Below are 15,543 nucleotides of genomic sequence, written 5' to 3'. Positions count from 1 at the left end.
CATGTCAGTCGAGTCTGTGGGGCAAAAGACGGCGGTGGAGGCTCAACGGCCAAGCGGCGTGAGCGGCGTCGTCGCGGATTGGTCCTCGGATCAGCGCTCCTTCAAGAGCGCGTCCTGGGGAAAGACGATGATGTGGATTTTCCTCGTCAGCGACACATTTATTTTTAGCTGTTTTCTCGTTTCCTACATGACTGTCCGCATGTCGACGACGGTTCCCTGGCCGAATCCCAGCGAAATCTTCGCGCTCGACATCGGCGGAAAGAAAATCCCGCTCATCCTCATCGCCATCATGACCTTCGACCTGATCACAAGCTCGGGCACAATGGCGATTGCCGTCAATTACGCCTATGCGCGGGAGCGTCGGAAGGCGGCGCTGATGATGCTGGCGACGGCTTTCTTCGGCGCGACCTTCGTCGGCATGCAGGCGTTCGAATGGACCAAGCTTATCCAGGAAGGGGTGCGCCCTTGGGGCAATCCTTTCGGCGCCGCGCAGTTCGGCTCCTGCTTTTTCATGATCACCGGCTTTCACGGCTTCCATGTTTCGATGGGCGTGATCTTCCTTCTGATTATTGCGAGATCCGTCTGGCGCGGCGACTATGATCGAGCGAAGCCTGGATTTTTTACGGGCCGGCGGGGGCGGTACGAGATCGTCGAGATCATGGGGCTTTATTGGCACTTTGTGGATCTGGTCTGGGTGTTCATTTTCGCCTTCTTCTATCTCTGGTGAGCGGCGACGAATTTCCGGGAGGAGCAGGGAAATGGAAGCGGCTGGTGATAAAATGACGGCTCTCGCGCACGCCTCGTCCGCCAAATCGCGTAGCACGCCGGGCGCCGCCGTTCATGGCCAACAGCACCCGATCGCACTCTATCTACTGGTCTGGGTCTTGCTGTTCGTTTTGAGCGCCTGCTCCTATTTGGTCGATTATTTCAATTTCCACGGCGAGCTTCGTTGGGGCTTGATCATTCTGTTCATGCTGCTCAAGGCAGGGCTGATCGTCGCGGTGTTCATGCATATGGCGTGGGAGCGCCTTGCGCTTGTCGCCGCCATTCTTGTTCCGCCGCTCGCCGTGCTGGTTTTTGTCGGGGCGATGGCGCTGGAGGGCGGTTACACGAATATTACGCGGCAGGCTTTCTTTGCGCCGGCGGCGGAATCACATGCGGTCGAGCATTAGCAAAAAGCTGGAGCGCATTCCGCAAAAGTCTGTCAACTTTTGCGGAATGCGCTCTAGCGCAGCACGAGAACCGGGCAGGCGGCATGGCGCACGATGGCGCTGGCGTTCGAGCCGATCAGAAAGCGGTCCATGTCGGGACGGTGCGAACACAGCACGATAAGGTCCGCGCCCCAGCGCCCAGCCTCCGCCAGGATGGTTTGATACACGGGACCGAACAGCAGCACTGTGGAAATGCGCTCGGCCGGGCAATCGATGTCAGCCGCGACCTTCGCCAATTCGCTCTCGAAACCGCGCCTTATATTCTCGTCGAAGTCGCGCGGGAGATAATCGAGAAGCTTGATCGGCGTGAGCGATTGCACATTGGCCAGCCGAATTTCCGCGTCGAAAGCTTTGGCGAGCGTTTCCGCGTAATCTACGGCCAGCTTTGTCATCTGAGGCTCGGCAAGATCGACGGGGACGAGGAGTCTTGTGAGCATGACTGATGTTTCCCAATTAGGCCTGACCGACGCTCATCACATATAGGGCCGAGCAGACGCGCTGGCTCGTGGCCCTACCATCCGGGAAACAGCGAAAAGGCCCGCTTCGATTGGTCTTGCGGATTGACAAAGACGGTCGCGGTCCGGCCAGCCACGAGGAGCATATCCTTCGGCGGCTCGTCGAGAGCGATGCGCACGGGAATGCGCTGGGCCAGCCGCACCCAATTGAAGGTGGGGTTGACGTTCGCCAGAAGGTTGGCGCCGCTGCTGCGATCGCGATCCTCGATGCCGCTCGCAATTCCCTCGACATGGCCGAAGAGAGGCTGGCGCTCGCCCATCAGATGCACCGCGACGCGGTCGCCGACATGGATCATGGGGAGCTTCGTCTCCTCGAAATAGCCGTCCACGTGAAGGCTATCCTCGTCGACAAGCGCCGCGACGCTTTTGCCCGCCGTCACATAGCTTCCCGGCCGAAGCTCGAAATTCGTCATCGCGCCATTGACGGAGGCGCGGACCTCGGAACGCTCGAGATTGAGGCGGGCGAGATCGCGGTCGGCGACCGCAAGGTCGTAAGCCGCGCGCGCCTGCTCGTGCTGCCCCGTCACATTCTCGAACTGCTGCTTGGAAACGGCGATGTTGTTCTTCGCGTCGAGCGTGCGGTAGCGCGTGAAGTCCTGCGCCGTGACCTCGCGCGCGGCGGCGCGGCCGGCGAGGGTCGCCTCCGCCTGGCGCAACGCCAGCTCGAAACGCTTCCGGTCGATGCGGAACAGGACATCGCCCTTCCGGACGCGTTGGTTGTCGTGCACGAGGACTTCGCTCACGAGGCCCGAGACGTCGGGGGCGACAGCGACGACCTCTGCGCGAACGCGGCCGTCGCGCGTCCATGGCTCTTCCTCATAATAAGACCACAGACGCCATCCCACGAAGACCGCAGCCAGCGTTATCGCCACAGTGATCGCGACGCCGAGAGATTTCGCAAGGGCTTCCTTCATAGCGCGGTCCTCGAAAGCACGTGAAGGAGGGCGCCGAGGAAACAGACGAAGACGGCGGCGTTGAAGAGACCCCGGTGCCAGAGAAACCGATAAAGGCCCAAGGCGCTCAGCGCCAATCGCAACAGGGAAGCGAGGATGTAGGCGAGCGGCGCACACACCAGTAGTCCGGGCGCATAGAGTCCAAAGAAACTCACCTCCGCATTCATGGATGTCCTCCGAAATCTGCGAGTTGAAGCGGCGTTGCTTGCGGAAAGAGGCAACGACGCAGACCCGCGAGCGCAAGAAGCGCCTCCCTCTCCGCCGCGTCGCCGCCACGCAGGGCCTGAATGGCGCGATCGAGCGCTGCGAGCGCGCGGCTGTCGAGCGGCGTATGCCGCCGATAGTTGCGTCGCAGGCGCAACAACGCGGCGTCGAGCCGTCGCCGCGCCCGCTGCGGAAGCTTCGCGCGCGCCTTGCGGGCTTCGACCATATTCAGCCCAGCCCCCAATTGCCGCATGGCGTCCGGCATGTCTTCATCGGCCGATTGCACGATGGGGGCGATCGTCGACAGCCTGTCGAACATGAGCCCCAGCAGATAGGCGTCATTGCGCCGGCTTCGAATATCGGCGACCTCTGCGAGGCTGCGGTTGTTCGCGCGAACAAATTGCGCCGCACGCCATTCCGCGCCGATGACGCGCACCACCGCGGTAGTTACCGCTGCGATCGCCATGCCGGAGATCATCGCCATGCCGGTGTTCAAGAAGGCTTTGGCGTCTACCTCATAGGCGCTTTGGAGCGCCATGGTCGTCGGCATGAGAATGCCAAGGGCGACGCCGATCACAAAGGTCTTCGGCTCCGCAATGAGCAGGCCGAAGAGAAGCAAGGCCGGCGCAAGCGCAAGCGCGAGAGTCTCGAAACTATGGACCTTGGGGAGAATGACGAAAACATAGAGGCCGGAGGTTGCGACGGCGACGGCGCTCCATATCCCGAACTTCCGGATAGAAGGCACGGGATCGTCCTGTGTCGCAAAGAGACTGCCCGCGACGGCCGCCATCATCGCTGCGGCGGCGCCCTCCTGCCAGCTCGTGAGAATCCAGAAGGCGCAGCAGAAGATGAGGGCGAGTGAGAGCGTCGCGGCGGCAATGAGCGCGCGGGCATGCTCGTCATGGCGAACGCGCGGCGCATCTGCGTCGATCGGAAAGGCGACGGGCTTGTCGAGGCTCTGCGTGTTGGCGGCAAGGGCGCGCGCGAGGGCGTCATTGTCCGAAAAAAGAGCGACAAGGTCGCGTAGGCGAAGCGCGAGGGTGAGCTCGACGAACGCCCGCCAGCATGTGATGGGGCCGCGAGCGCGGGTAAAGGCGTCTATCCCTTCCAACATAGTAGCGTCCGCGCGAGGGGCGTGGGCCGCGAAGGCGGGATCGACGCGCGCGAGCAAAGACGCCATCTCGGGCGAGGGACCGCCGAGCGCGCTGAGTTCGCGCATCAGGTCCCCGACAGCCGAAATCATTGGCAGCGTCATGAGCATGCGCGGAACAAGGCTGTGCGCCAAAGGCGACACAGCCGGGTCTGTGGCTGCTTCAAAAGGAAGATGCTCGGCAAGCGCTTCGATCTTTGTCGTGTCGGCGGCAAGCTGCAGCCAATGCGCTTCTCGGGCGCCGGGATCGATTTTACGCAGCGCGTCGCGTCCGGCGGCCCGTGCGTCGCTCAGCCATAGCGCAACGCGTTCCGCCACTGCCGGTCCGACGCTACGCGGGAAAAGCAGGCTCGACACCAAAGCGGCGCAAAAAATGCCGACGAGAATTTCTTCCGTGCGCGCCAAGGCGAGGTCGAAGATCTCGATGGGCGTATCGACCGCGGGGAATCCGATGATCGCCGTCGTATAGCCCGCGAGCATGAAGGCGTATCCGCGCGGGCTCCGATCGAGAATCGACGCATAAAGGCACAGGCCCGACCAAATCGCGATGGCGAGGATGAGCACGGGCGGCGCATTCACGAGGTTGGGAACGAGCGCAATGGCCATGGCCGCTCCCGCCAATGTTCCAATCGCGCGATAGAAGGACTTCGAAAATGTTGCGCCCGTGAGCGGCTGTGCGGTGATGTAAACGGTTGCGAGCGCCCAATAGGGCCGCGGCAAGTCCAGCCAGAAGGCGACCGCCAGCGCGAGGACTCCGGCAAGGAACGCCTGAATGGAGAAAAGCCAATGCTCGGGGCGGGGCAGCACGTAGTTTCCTTCGTGAAACGAAGCCGCTCATCGGGCCGGCTTCGCCAACCCTCTTGATTTTATAAAAATGACCGGTTAGTCATTTTGTGTCAAGAGAGGGAGCATTCAAGATGGCGGCTGGCGCTCAGCGGCGAGGCGACGCCCCGCAGAAAGAGCTGCGGCAGCGGGCAAGGAGCCCGAGCGTAGAGAAAACGACGCAGACGCGGCGCGCGATCGTTTCAGCGGCGCTCGCGGAGTTTCTCGAGAGAGGCTTTGCATGCGCGACCATGGATGCGGTCGCGAGGCGGGCGGGCGTCGCAAAGGGCACGCCTTATCGTTATTTTCCGACGAAGGAAGCCTTGTTCGAGGGCGTCGTTCGGCAGGAGATCGCTGGCGCGGTCGTCGATGTGAACGCCGCCAACCGGGCGCCGGGCGAGAAGGTGGGCGCGTTTCTCAGGCGCACCATGTCGCCTGCAATGCAGGTCGTCGAGCGTCAGGGACGCGCGGCGCTGGCGCGGCTCGTCTTGACAGAGGGCGTGCGATTTCCCGTGCTCGTCGAAATCTACCGCCGCGAGATGTTCGATCCTTTGCTGAACCAGCTTCGCAACCTTGTGCGATCGGCGCGCGAGGAAGGCGAATTGAAATCCGATGCGCTGGTGGACAATCCGGAGCTGCTGATTGCGCCGATCTGGTACGGGATCGTTCACAATGGCTTGCTCGATAGGTCTCAGCCCCTCGACATCGGGGCGCTCTTCGACGCCAATCTCGATCTTCTCTTCGAGGAATAAGAAGAGCCGTGAAAAACAAGCGAGGAATCGCGCGCTGGGAGGGCTTGGCGAGGCGCCGTCTCCTTGTTGGCGCGGTTTTGAGCGGCTCGATATTCGCCGGCGGAATCGAGGCTCATGCCGAGAGCCTGCGATCGGCTTTGGCGCGCGCCTATGTCGAAAACCCCGATTTGAACCAGAGCCGGGCGAGCGTTCGCGCGCAGGATGAAGAAGCGCCGAAAGCGCTTGCGGGCAAGCGCCCGAAAGCCAGCATTCAAGCGACGGCGGGGTGGCAGGTTGGGGCGATCAAAATCCCGGCGGGCCGATCTGCGAACGGACAACGCCAGTTTGTCGATGACGCCTTCTCGAGCTTTCCTCGCGGCGCGACGCTCGCTGTTTCGCAGACCCTTTTCGATGGGGGGCGCACCGAAAGCGCCTTCAGGCAGGCCGAGTCGAGTGTTTTCGCCGCGCGTTCGACCCTGCGTCTCACCGAACAGGCCGTCCTCCAGAACGGCGCCGCCGCTTATATGAACGTCTTGCGCGATACGGCGATAATGCGCCTGAGGCGAAATAATATCTCGGTGCTGGAGCAGCAGCTCAGAGTCACCGCCGACCGTTTCAGCGTGGGCGCGGTGACGCAGACCGATGTCGCGCAAGCGCAGGCGTCATTGGCGCAGGCGCGTTCGCAGCTTTACGCGGCGCAGGCGCAACTCAAGACCAGCATCGCCGGCTACCGCCAGATTATCGGCAACGAGCCAAGGCGCCTGGAGCCGAGCCCCTCGGTCGAGCCCTTGCTGCCAAAATCCCTGAACCAAGCGATTACCGTCGCGCTGGCCGAACATCCGGGCGTGACGGCGGCCCTGCATCAGGTCGATGCAGCGGAACAAGCTGTGACGGCGGCCGAAAGCGTGCTTTCGCCAACTCTATCGGTTGGCGCGCAGCTCACGAACGAACGCGACGCGGTTCTGGGCGTCCCAGGCACGCGCCAGTTTGCCGCCGCGGTCGTCGGGCAGCTCAATGTGCCGCTCTATCAGGGCGGCGGCGAATATGCGTCGATCCGCCAGGCCAAGGAGCGCCTCGGACAGGCGCGGCTGAATGCGGATCTGCAACGCGACAGCGTAAGGGCGAGCGTGGCGTCGAGCTACGGGCTTCTCGAAACGGCGAAGGCGTCTCTGACGTCCTGGCGCGCCGCCGAAAAAGCGGCGGAGACTGCGCTCATTGGCGTGCGGGACGAGGCGAAAGTTGGAAGGCGCACCACGCTCGATGTCTTGAATGCTCAGCAGGCGCTCCTGAACACGCGCGTCGCGATCGTTGTCGCGCAACGCGATCTCGTCGTCGCGTCCTACGCCGTTCTCGGCTCCATCGGGCGGCTTTCAGCGGATACTCTGAATCTCGATGTGATAATCTACGATCCGAGCGCGCATTACGACCAGGTCAAAGTCAAATGGTTCGGCGTCGAAACGCTGGGCGGTCCGTAATCGACGAGCGCGCTTTTTACTTCCGCTCGACTTGTTCGGCGCCATCCCCGACGCTCGCGCCGTTTGGACACACAGGAAAATCACCGCCGTCATGCGGCGATGCGACGAAGCAATCCAGGGCCGCATCGCCGCCCTGGATTGCTTCGCTTCACTCGCAATGACGGGCTCTGGGCAAAATCAGCGCTCTTGTGGCTGCCCGCCGGGAAAAACACGCGCCCGATGCGAGCTGTTCAAACGAAAATGGAATGGCGCCTGATCTTCAGTGTTGGCCCTCGACCAGCTTTCGCGCTGCATCGCGCATGCCCGCGCGCGACTCATCATGCAGATAGGGCATGTGCCCGCCTTTCAGCACAATAAGGCGGACGCGGTCGGCGTCCCCATAGGCGGGCAGTTGATCGAGCATCAGCTTGGTGGCGAAATAGGGCGTCACGAGATCAGCGACGCCATGGACGACAAAAACCCGCAGTCTGGGATCGAGCGCCAAGGCGTCACGCAGATCGGAGACAACCTCGGCGTTCTCGCGTCCGCCATGGCCATAATCCCAGCGGCGCGCGATCCGTTCGTTGAGGATGAAATAGCGCGCTTCGCCGATCGGCCAGGCGAGCTTTTCCTGGGTGAGGCGCATCATGGCCGCGCCGAGCGGCGTGCGCCATGTTTCGAGAACCGGATCGCTCCAGTCGCTCACCGGCGCAAAGGGCGTGGGATCGTAACCCTCCACGCCGCCGTCATAGGCGCTGGAGACGCGCTGCTTGTTGCGACCGCGTTCGCGACTGAAGCTCTTCGCGTCGATACGGGCGCCGAGGCGCGAGACGAAATGGCTGTCGAGCAAGGTGAAGCGTGCGATGGACTGGTTCATGCGGGCAAGCGCTTGTCCATCCTTGGCGCCTTTGAGGAGGTCGACGACATAGTCGCCCGCAGCGTAGGTTTCGGCGTCCGCCAGCTCGCTGCGCGCGTTGGAGCCGCGCGCGATGGCGGTCATGGAGGGCAGCAGACCCGCGTAAGACAGAAGATTGCGCCCGCCCTGCAACCAAGTAAAATCAAGCGCGGGCGACACCAGATAAAGACCCTCGACGCCGATGTTCTCGCGCTCCCTCAAAGGCGTGAGCACTTTAATCGCGCGAAAAGCGCCGTAGCTTTCGCCGACAATATATTTTGGCGACAGGAGACGGCCCCTGGCGGCGAGCCATTTGCGCATGACGACGGCGAGCGCCTCGGCGTCGCCGTCGGCGGAGAAAAAGCGCTTCTCGATGTCGTCGCTGTCGGACAACAATTTGCTGTAGCCCGTCCCAGGCGGATCGATCAGGACGAGGTCGGCGAAGGCGAGCCATGTCTCCGCATTGTCGGCAAGCACGGGCGCTCGGGAAGGGGAGGGGGCGTCCGGCGGAAAGCGCAGTCTCCAGGGCGAAAGGGCGCCGAGCCCCAACCATGCAGAGGCGGCGCCGGGCCCGCCGTTGAAGACAAAAATGACCGGGCGCGCGGCGGCGTCGGCGCCGTTGCGCTCATAGGAAACATAGGCGACGTCGGCCTGGGGCGCGTCGCTCTTGGCGTCGCGTAGCCGAATGGCTCCCGCACGCGCGGTGAACGCGACCTGCTCGCCTTGCAGAGAGATGATGTGCGATGTCACCGCCTCGGCCGGCAGCCCCCGCGCAACAACTTGTTCCTCCGGGTGTTTCTGGCTCTCGGCGCGGGCGGGCGGAGAAGCGCAGACAGCGAGCGCCGCCGCCAGCGCGATCGATGCAAATCTCATCATGCCGCCTCCTCTCGTGAGCTCGTCCAGAAAGCATATCGTCGCCGAGAAACGCCGCCGACCGCTTTTTTCGATCATTTTCCACGATCCGCGGCGCCTGCCGAATGTTCTATCTATCCGGCGGGCGGGCGATCCGGAGGCACAATGCGACCGATTCAAATCTTTTTCGTGCTCCTCGTGGCAACCCAATACGTTGGGGCGCTGGCCGCAGAGGAGGCCCAGCCAAAAAGAGAGCCGTCTGGCGACGAAACCCTCAGCCAGCGCCTCGATAGGCAGAAAGGCGTCCTGAAACCGAAGCAGGACGTCGATCCCTCCTTTGTAAAACCAGCGCCAAAGATGGACCCTCGCTCGACGCCGGAGATCAAACCGCCGAGCCCCGAGGCGAAGTAGTTTGTAGAAAGGGCCAATCAAACGGATCTCGCATCACTTTGTCGAGGGCGGGTATTTGATTGCGACCCGCCGAGGGGCGGAGCGGCGATTGCCTCCCGGACGTCGACGCGCCGCTCTCGGGCTCTTCAAGTGCGGCACGTTGCCTCGCAGCGGCAAAATTCCCCGGCTTCAAAACGGCCGGAGTTGGAGAAGTCGCCAAAACGCGTCCAAAAAACATATTAAAAAACAATATGTTTTGACGAGCACTGTCTATCTGCCAACTGTTCGAATGGTTAAGAGAAAAATTTACCTAAAATTGTCCGTATTCTATTCAAATTCGGGCAAACGATCTATAGCTTAAATGTTTGCGGATTTCATTTGGCGTGTGAGTTTCCCTAATGCCCAACGAGCTCATCCTGGGGCCGATCAGAGTAGAGCACCTGACCGTCGATGCAGCGCTGAAACAACTCGACGAGGCGCTGGAGAAGGACTCTCCGAAGCGCGTCGCATTTTGTAATGCGCACTGCGTCAGCCAAGCCCTTTTCGACCCAACCTATCGGGCGGCCCTATCACGCATGCTTCTTTTCAATGATGGGGTGGCGCTCGACATTGCGTCCAGGCTGATCACAGGCAAGCCTTTTCCAGCAAATTTGAACGGCACGGATTTCATTCCGGCCTTTCTTGCCAAATCGAAACACTCCCTGCGCATTGCTCTCCTCGGCGGAAAACCGGGAGTCGCGCATCGGGCGGCGAAGAGCCTGGCGGCGCGCTATCCGCGGCATCAGGTCGTCTTCGTGCGCAACGGCTATTTTTCGGCGGAGCAGGAACGGGAGATCGTCGCGTTGATCGCCAAAGAGGCGCCGGACGTGCTCCTCGTTGCCATGGGCAACCCGCTTCAGGAACTATTCATGCACAGAAATGCGCAGGCGCTGAATTGCAAGCTCGTCTTCGGCGTTGGCGCACTGCTGGATTTCATGTCCGAGAGCATGCCTCGCGCGCCTTTCTGGATGCGAAAAGCGCGTCTCGAGTGGCTGTTTCGGCTGAAGAACGAGCCACGTCGGCTGATGGCGCGTTACACCGTCGGGGCAATCACTTTTGCCTGGGCGGTGTTGGTGTTCCGGATCAAAGCGACGCTCGATAGCCCTTGATCGTTCCGCGCATCCATTCGAGCTTGTCTCGCGCTGTCGTAAAGTCGAGCGCAACGAGCGAGAGTGCGGCGCGCGCGAACATCCGCGCCAAACGCCAAAGAAAATAGCCCGCGCCGTAATGGAGCCGCAACACGCGGCCAAATCCGGGCGCATAGGCGCGTGCCCGTTCGAGGGAGGCTCCGGCTCCTCCGGCGCCAACCTGATCGTGATGAACGATCAGATCGCTTTGGAACCAGGCGACGGCGCCGAGGCTCAGTCCCCGAAGCACATAATCCGTCTCTTCGCCCGATTTGAAAGCCGTCGACGCGCCCACGCCGAGTTCTTCGTTGAAGGGGCCGATTTTGCGAGCCAGTTCGGCGCGCAAGAAGATGGTGTTGGAGTTGCCGCAGAACCACACGTTGTGGCGATCGATCGCAACGGTCTCCGTCAGAAAATTCCCGAGGGAGTCTTTGCCCGAGGCGTCGACGGTCCTGCCCATGATCAGCTCGATGTCAGGATTTCGCGCGAAGCGTTCTGTGATGTCGGCGATGAGCCCATCCGGATACCAGCAATCGTCGTCGGGAAAGCAAATCAGCGCTCCGCTCGCTTCCGCAAGGCCGACATTTCGGGCTCGGGAGAGACCGCGCGGCGAGGTCAAATGTGAGATTTTGAGCTTGCCCGCATAGGCGGCGAGGATGGGATCGAGTGCGCCCGGCGGATTTTGGTCGACCAAAATCACCTCGAAGTCGTCGCTCGTTTGCCGGGCAAGAGATTCCAGCAGCCGGCTGAGCGGCGCGGTGCGGCCGACCGTGCAAAGGATGAGCGATAGGCTCGGGCTCCCGGATGCGAGACTCTCTGCCGGCCCATTAGCGCTGCGCATGAATTCTGCCTTCTAGAAAGTAGTTAGGTCGATCTTTATCATTTTCCCCGTAAATCCTTCGCTAATTCGGCGGAATGCCATGGGGAGACGGCGGGCGCTAATGAAGATCGTTCATGTCGTTCGTCAATTCTGGCCTTCGAATGGCGGGTTGGAAGAATTCGTGCGCAGGCTCGCGCTCGAGCAGATCGCCAAAGGCGACGATGTCCGCATCGTTACGCTGGACGAATTGTTTACGCGCCGGGGCGTGAAGCTCCCTGAGCGCGAGACGCGGGAAGGGATCGCCATCCAGCGCATCCTTTTTCGTGGGTCGTCACGTTACCCCTTGGCGCCGAGCGTACTCCGCTACATTGGCGACGCGGAGATCATTCATGTGCATGCAATAGACTTTTTCTTCGATTTTCTTGCCCTGACGCTTGGTGTGCGTCGCCGGGCGCTTGTCGCGACCACGCATGGCGGCTTCTTCCATACGTCCAAAAACTCTTTGCTCAAGCGAATCTGGTTCAATACCGTGACGCGGCTGTCCTCTCGCTTTTATGGCGCGATCGTCGCTTGCAGCGAGAGCGACTATCAGATGTTTGCGGATATATCGCCTGCTAATCTGCGTCTCGTCGAGAACGGGGTCGATATTGCAAAGTTCGCAAATCTGGCCAGCGCCGAACCGGTCAAAGCGATGATAACGATCGGGCGGCTCTCCGATAACAAAAGGATCGACCGTCTTCTCGATATGATGTCGGCCTTGGCGGCCAAGGATGATGAGTGGCGGCTGCATATTGTCGGAACTCAGTCCGATTGGTCGGGCGAACGCTTACGCAACGAGATTTCCGCGCGCGGCCTCGATGCCAAAGTGGAATGCTATCTGGGGCTCGACGACGCTGGCGTCGCAGAGGTGATCCGGCAATCCAGCATCTTCGTCAGCGCCTCCGAGCATGAAGGGTTTGGCATAGCGCTCGTCGAAGCGCTGAGCGCAGGCCTCCTTCCGGTCGTCCATGGCAACGCGGCCTACCGCGGTTTTGCTTCGAAGCACGGCGCCGTTCGCATCGTCGATTTTGAAGACTCCCGATCGAGCGCGGCCGCCGTTCGAGGCGCATTCGCTGCTCTTGCCGCATCTCCGAACTTGCGCGACGACGGGATCAAGGTTGCGGAAAAATTCACGTGGCCGCAGGTCGGGCAGAAATACCAAACGGTTTATAGAGACGTCCTCGGGCGGCGCGCCAGTGGATGAGGCGGATCGACATCTGAGCGAGGGTCTTCGTGGGCAGTTCGCGCTTGCGCCTCAGCGACGGCGCGCGCGTCCATAGGCGCTTAGAACGCTCATCTGCGGCCGGTCGTGGCCGTCTTTTGGTTCAACCGAGAACATATAGTCGCCCCACCAGGCGCCCGCCGCCCAATAAGCCCAACCGACCCATACGTCGCGGTTCTGCGCCATAAAGTCGAGCATCGCACGACCTTCGGCCAACGCTTCCGGCGTCGCCGCGAATCCAAATTCCCCGAGAAACGCCTTGGCGTGGCGGGCGCGCGCCCATTCTGTAAATTCTTTCAATCGCGCCTTGCCGGCGCCCAAACTCGCCTGAGGCGATGTGCCGGAGCTATCGGCGTCGAGATATTGGTGCAGCTCATAGGCGAAGTTGTCTCCTGGGTCCACGACGCCCGTCATGACGGCGCCATTGTCGGTATTGGTCCAGGAATGCGCGCCGCTCCAATAGGAGCCAGGAACGAGGATAAGCTGACGGGCGCCGCTCTTCCGAATGGCGGCGATTGCAGCGTTGGCGCCGGTCAACCATTCGGCGGCCGATTGTTCGTGCGGCTCGTTCATCAAACCGAAAATGACGTTGGTACGGCCACGTAACCGCGCGGCGATCTCACCCCAGACGGCAGCGAACTCTTGTGTCGCTGAAGCGTCTCGGCCAATGAGGCGTGAGTCGATCGCGCCATACTGATGGAGATCGATGATGACGTCGGCGCCCTTGCGCGCCGCATAATCGATCAAACCGACAAGGGCGCGCCAATCCTCGGTCACGATCGATTTATCGCTGACGAACAGTCGGCTGCTCAGCACGGGAATCCGGAACGTGAGCAAACCTCGCTCGGTGAAATAGTCGATCTGTTGCGTCGTCGGCAGGACGTAATCGATGTTTGGGCGGTTGCGCCCTGGATTCAACTCCGCGCCAGACAGATTTACGCCCGTCTTCCACGCATCCGAGCAGAGAGCGACGTTTGGCGCGAAGACGAGGCTTGCTGCGAGGGCGATGGCGGACAGTCTCGAGAAGAGCGCCAAAGCGCGCTCTCGCGTGGCGGACTCGAGACGAGAGGGATTGGAAAAGTGGAGCTTTGATCGCAAGATTCTGTCGCTTTCCGGCTGGCGCGCGCCGCAATGATTTTACGTTTTACGGCGTCCATTCGCGCTGCAACATGAACATTCTCTCGAAATTGCGCAGTTTCGTTAATGGCGGATTTGATCGCGCTCCATTTTTTACCTTGGTAAACAACCAAGTTTATTGTGCGTTTCCTCAGCCGTCCGCCAACAAGATTCCGGAGTTTAGATTAAATATGTAACATAGCGTTCACGACTGCGCTGCAGGAAGAGAGGGGTGAGTGAATGGCGTGGCCCTTGATCTCTGATGACGGGTTCGATCATCGACGGCGACCGCTCGATGAAATTTTTGCCCGTGCTCGCAGTAAAGAGGTTACGCGTAGCGTGGGACGACTTGTTCGCCGAGCTTTCGGGCTATCTCGAGCTCGAGCATTAGCGCGGCGTTCTAAGCGGATTCGAAACGAAAAGGTAAACGAAACTTCATGTCCTTCGACCGTTTCGCGCGAAATTCGATCTTCGGCACGATTGCCGGCCTCAGCTCGGCTCTGGGCAGCTTCCTTGGGATGGTCATCGTGGCGCGGACGCTTGGTCCCGTCGGTTCTGGCGTTGTCAGCATGGGAATCTGGCTTGCCGGGACGGCCGTGACTTTCGCCGATTTGGGACTGCCTCTCACAGTGTCTCGTTTTGTTCCCGAGTTGAACGCGCGCGAACAAAACCTGGAGGCGCGCGCGTTTGCTCCTTATTTTTTGAAAATGGTGTTGCTGACGACGGCGATCGTCGTCGGCCTATGCGTCGCTCTGGGCGTCGGCGGCGCCGAATGGCTGCGCGACCATGTGCGATTCAGCATTCTGTCCAGCTCTCCGGATTCGATCTGGCTCGTTGTGGGATTTGTCTTCGCGTGTCAGGCCATCGGCAATTTTGGCCTATCCACGCTCCGGGGAGAGCAGCGCTTCGACCGAGCCGCGAAGCTGACGACTCTTGGGGCTCCGATCCAACTGATCGCGATGGCGGCCGGCGCTATTATGGGCGGCGCCGAGGGCGCGCTGCTCGGTTATGCGGTGGGCGGCATGGCGACGGCGAGCGTCGCTTTGCGGTTGATCGGCGCCAAGGTCGATTTGCCCGACGAGCTGAAACGCCGATCGTGGCGCTTCGCCGTCAATAGCTGGATCGTCGGCGTCATTTCGACCATCGTCTGGTCGCGGGTGGAGCTTGCCTTTCTGGATTATTGGCGCGGCGCGCGGGAGGCGGGACTCTACTCGGCCGCCTATACGCTATGCGCCCTGGCCGTGCAGGGTCCGATGCTCATGACCGGCGGCCTCCTCGCTTATTTCTCCGAACGCCACGCTGTTTCGGATCAGTCGGGCCTCAAAGAGGCCTATGCGCAGGCCGTGCGATTTATGAGTCTTCTTCTGCTTCCCGCCTGTTTCGGCATGGCCGCGATCACGCCCGTCATCTTGCCTCTGCTCTTCGGCGAGGCATTTTCCGACGCTGCTCCGGCTGCGGCGATCCTGGTTGGCGCGCAGGCCCTCGGCGCTATTTCGACAGTCAGCTCGACGTTTCTCATGTCGGTCGAGCGCGGCGCTTTTCTGGTGCGTGTCGGCCTGCTCGGCGTCCTGTTCTCGCTCCTGGCCGGAATGACGGTCATTCCGTTTTTCGGTCTCGAGGGCGCGGTGATCTCGCGGGCCTTTGTGCAAGGACTATTAACCATCTTGGCTTTCATCTTCATCGAGAGAGGGCTGCAGTGCCCATTTCCCCTCGGCGCCGTTCTTCGAATTACCGCCGCGGCGCTGGGCTGCGCGATCGCCGCGCGCGCCATCATTGTTCTGTGGCCGCAGCCTGTTGCGCTCTTTCTTGCTATTCCCGCGGGCGCAATTCTTTACGTTGCGGCGATCCTCGCTTTCCGCGCCATGACGCCGAGCGACATCCAGGCGGTGAGCAAGGTCGCGAACAGGCTGGCTACACGAGCGGCGCCATTGCTCGGCGCCTTTCAGGCCAGGCGACGCGGGTGAGGCTCCCCGAATATGGTTAGCGGAATTTTAAGCCGCCGG

The 15,543-nt window shown here is 61.4% G+C and carries 15 protein-coding genes; 8 read left to right on the top strand and 7 right to left on the bottom strand.

The features are described from left to right. Window position 1: 1 nt before the first annotated feature. Complete coding sequence (locus QNA11_RS07505) at window positions 2–727, top strand: heme-copper oxidase subunit III family protein (RefSeq protein ID WP_202073656.1); 726 nt, start codon at window positions 2–4, stop codon at window positions 725–727. Window positions 728–779: 52 nt separating this feature from the next. Then, on the top strand, window positions 780–1,172 hold the full coding sequence (locus tag QNA11_RS07500) for a cytochrome C oxidase subunit IV family protein (RefSeq protein ID WP_283482535.1): 393 nt from the start codon (window positions 780–782) through the stop codon (window positions 1,170–1,172). A 53-nt stretch (window positions 1,173–1,225) separates the two neighbouring features. Here QNA11_RS07500 and QNA11_RS07495 read toward each other — a convergent pair whose 3' ends face one another. From QNA11_RS07495 to QNA11_RS07480, 4 genes are all read right to left on the bottom strand, one after another. Continuing rightward, on the bottom strand, window positions 1,226–1,648 hold the full coding sequence (locus QNA11_RS07495; RefSeq protein WP_283482534.1) for a universal stress protein: 423 nt from the start codon (window positions 1,646–1,648) through the stop codon (window positions 1,226–1,228). A 74-nt stretch (window positions 1,649–1,722) separates the two neighbouring features. Continuing rightward, window positions 1,723–2,640, bottom strand: a complete 918-nt coding sequence (locus QNA11_RS07490) for an efflux RND transporter periplasmic adaptor subunit (RefSeq protein ID WP_283482533.1) — start codon at window positions 2,638–2,640, stop codon at window positions 1,723–1,725. Further along, complete coding sequence (locus QNA11_RS07485) at window positions 2,637–2,846, bottom strand: DUF1656 domain-containing protein (protein WP_283482532.1); 210 nt, start codon at window positions 2,844–2,846, stop codon at window positions 2,637–2,639. Before QNA11_RS07485 ends, QNA11_RS07490 begins: the two co-directional genes overlap by 4 nt. Beyond that, on the bottom strand, window positions 2,843–4,840 hold the full coding sequence (locus QNA11_RS07480) for an FUSC family protein (protein ID WP_283482531.1): 1,998 nt from the start codon (window positions 4,838–4,840) through the stop codon (window positions 2,843–2,845). Before QNA11_RS07480 ends, QNA11_RS07485 begins: the two co-directional genes overlap by 4 nt. 110 nt (window positions 4,841–4,950) lie before the next feature. Here QNA11_RS07480 and QNA11_RS07475 point away from each other — a divergent pair, with 110 nt between their 5' ends. Together QNA11_RS07475 and QNA11_RS07470 are read left to right on the top strand one after the other, a co-directional pair. After that, window positions 4,951–5,607, top strand: coding sequence for a TetR/AcrR family transcriptional regulator (locus tag QNA11_RS07475; RefSeq protein WP_281928406.1), 657 nt, complete (start codon window positions 4,951–4,953; stop codon window positions 5,605–5,607). A 77-nt stretch (window positions 5,608–5,684) separates the two neighbouring features. Further along, complete coding sequence (locus QNA11_RS07470; protein WP_283482530.1) at window positions 5,685–7,061, top strand: TolC family outer membrane protein; 1,377 nt, start codon at window positions 5,685–5,687, stop codon at window positions 7,059–7,061. A 259-nt stretch (window positions 7,062–7,320) separates the two neighbouring features. Here the strand turns inward: QNA11_RS07470 and QNA11_RS07465 are convergent, their stop codons facing one another. Beyond that, the gene (locus tag QNA11_RS07465; protein WP_283482529.1) at window positions 7,321–8,811 is read right to left on the bottom strand and encodes a S10 family peptidase; all 1,491 of its coding nucleotides are present in this window, start codon (window positions 8,809–8,811) and stop codon (window positions 7,321–7,323) included. Between the two features lie 764 nt (window positions 8,812–9,575). Between QNA11_RS07465 and QNA11_RS07460 the strand changes: the two genes are divergently transcribed. Next, entirely contained in the window at window positions 9,576–10,325 is a 750-nt protein-coding gene (locus QNA11_RS07460) for a WecB/TagA/CpsF family glycosyltransferase (protein WP_283482528.1), read from the top strand. Here QNA11_RS07460 and QNA11_RS07455 read toward each other — a convergent pair. Continuing rightward, entirely contained in the window at window positions 10,300–11,184 is an 885-nt protein-coding gene (locus QNA11_RS07455; RefSeq protein ID WP_283482527.1) for a glycosyltransferase family 2 protein, read from the bottom strand. The two genes, QNA11_RS07460 and QNA11_RS07455, sit on opposite strands and share 26 nt — an antisense overlap. Window positions 11,185–11,284: 100 nt before the next feature. Here QNA11_RS07455 and QNA11_RS07450 point away from each other — a divergent pair, with 100 nt between their 5' ends. Further along, entirely contained in the window at window positions 11,285–12,406 is a 1,122-nt protein-coding gene (locus tag QNA11_RS07450) for a glycosyltransferase family 4 protein (RefSeq protein WP_283482526.1), read from the top strand. A gap of 51 nt (window positions 12,407–12,457) precedes the next feature. Here QNA11_RS07450 and QNA11_RS07445 read toward each other — a convergent pair whose 3' ends face one another. Continuing rightward, a complete protein-coding gene (locus QNA11_RS07445) occupies window positions 12,458–13,459 on the bottom strand; it encodes a glycoside hydrolase family 5 protein (RefSeq protein WP_283482525.1) in 1,002 nt (333 codons plus the stop codon). A gap of 343 nt (window positions 13,460–13,802) precedes the next feature. Between QNA11_RS07445 and QNA11_RS07440 the strand changes: the two genes are divergently transcribed. After that, complete coding sequence (locus QNA11_RS07440; protein WP_283482524.1) at window positions 13,803–13,931, top strand: hypothetical protein; 129 nt, start codon at window positions 13,803–13,805, stop codon at window positions 13,929–13,931. Between the two features lie 46 nt (window positions 13,932–13,977). Then, complete coding sequence (locus tag QNA11_RS07435) at window positions 13,978–15,504, top strand: lipopolysaccharide biosynthesis protein (RefSeq protein WP_283482523.1); 1,527 nt, start codon at window positions 13,978–13,980, stop codon at window positions 15,502–15,504. Window positions 15,505–15,543 lie beyond the last annotated feature (39 nt).

The sequence above is a fragment of the Methylocystis sp. JR02 genome, assembly GCF_030063565.1.
Lineage (GTDB): Bacteria > Pseudomonadota > Alphaproteobacteria > Rhizobiales > Beijerinckiaceae > Methylocystis > Methylocystis iwaonis.
Note: the sequence above shows the minus strand (reverse complement) of the source record. Positions and strands in the feature narration are given on the sequence as shown.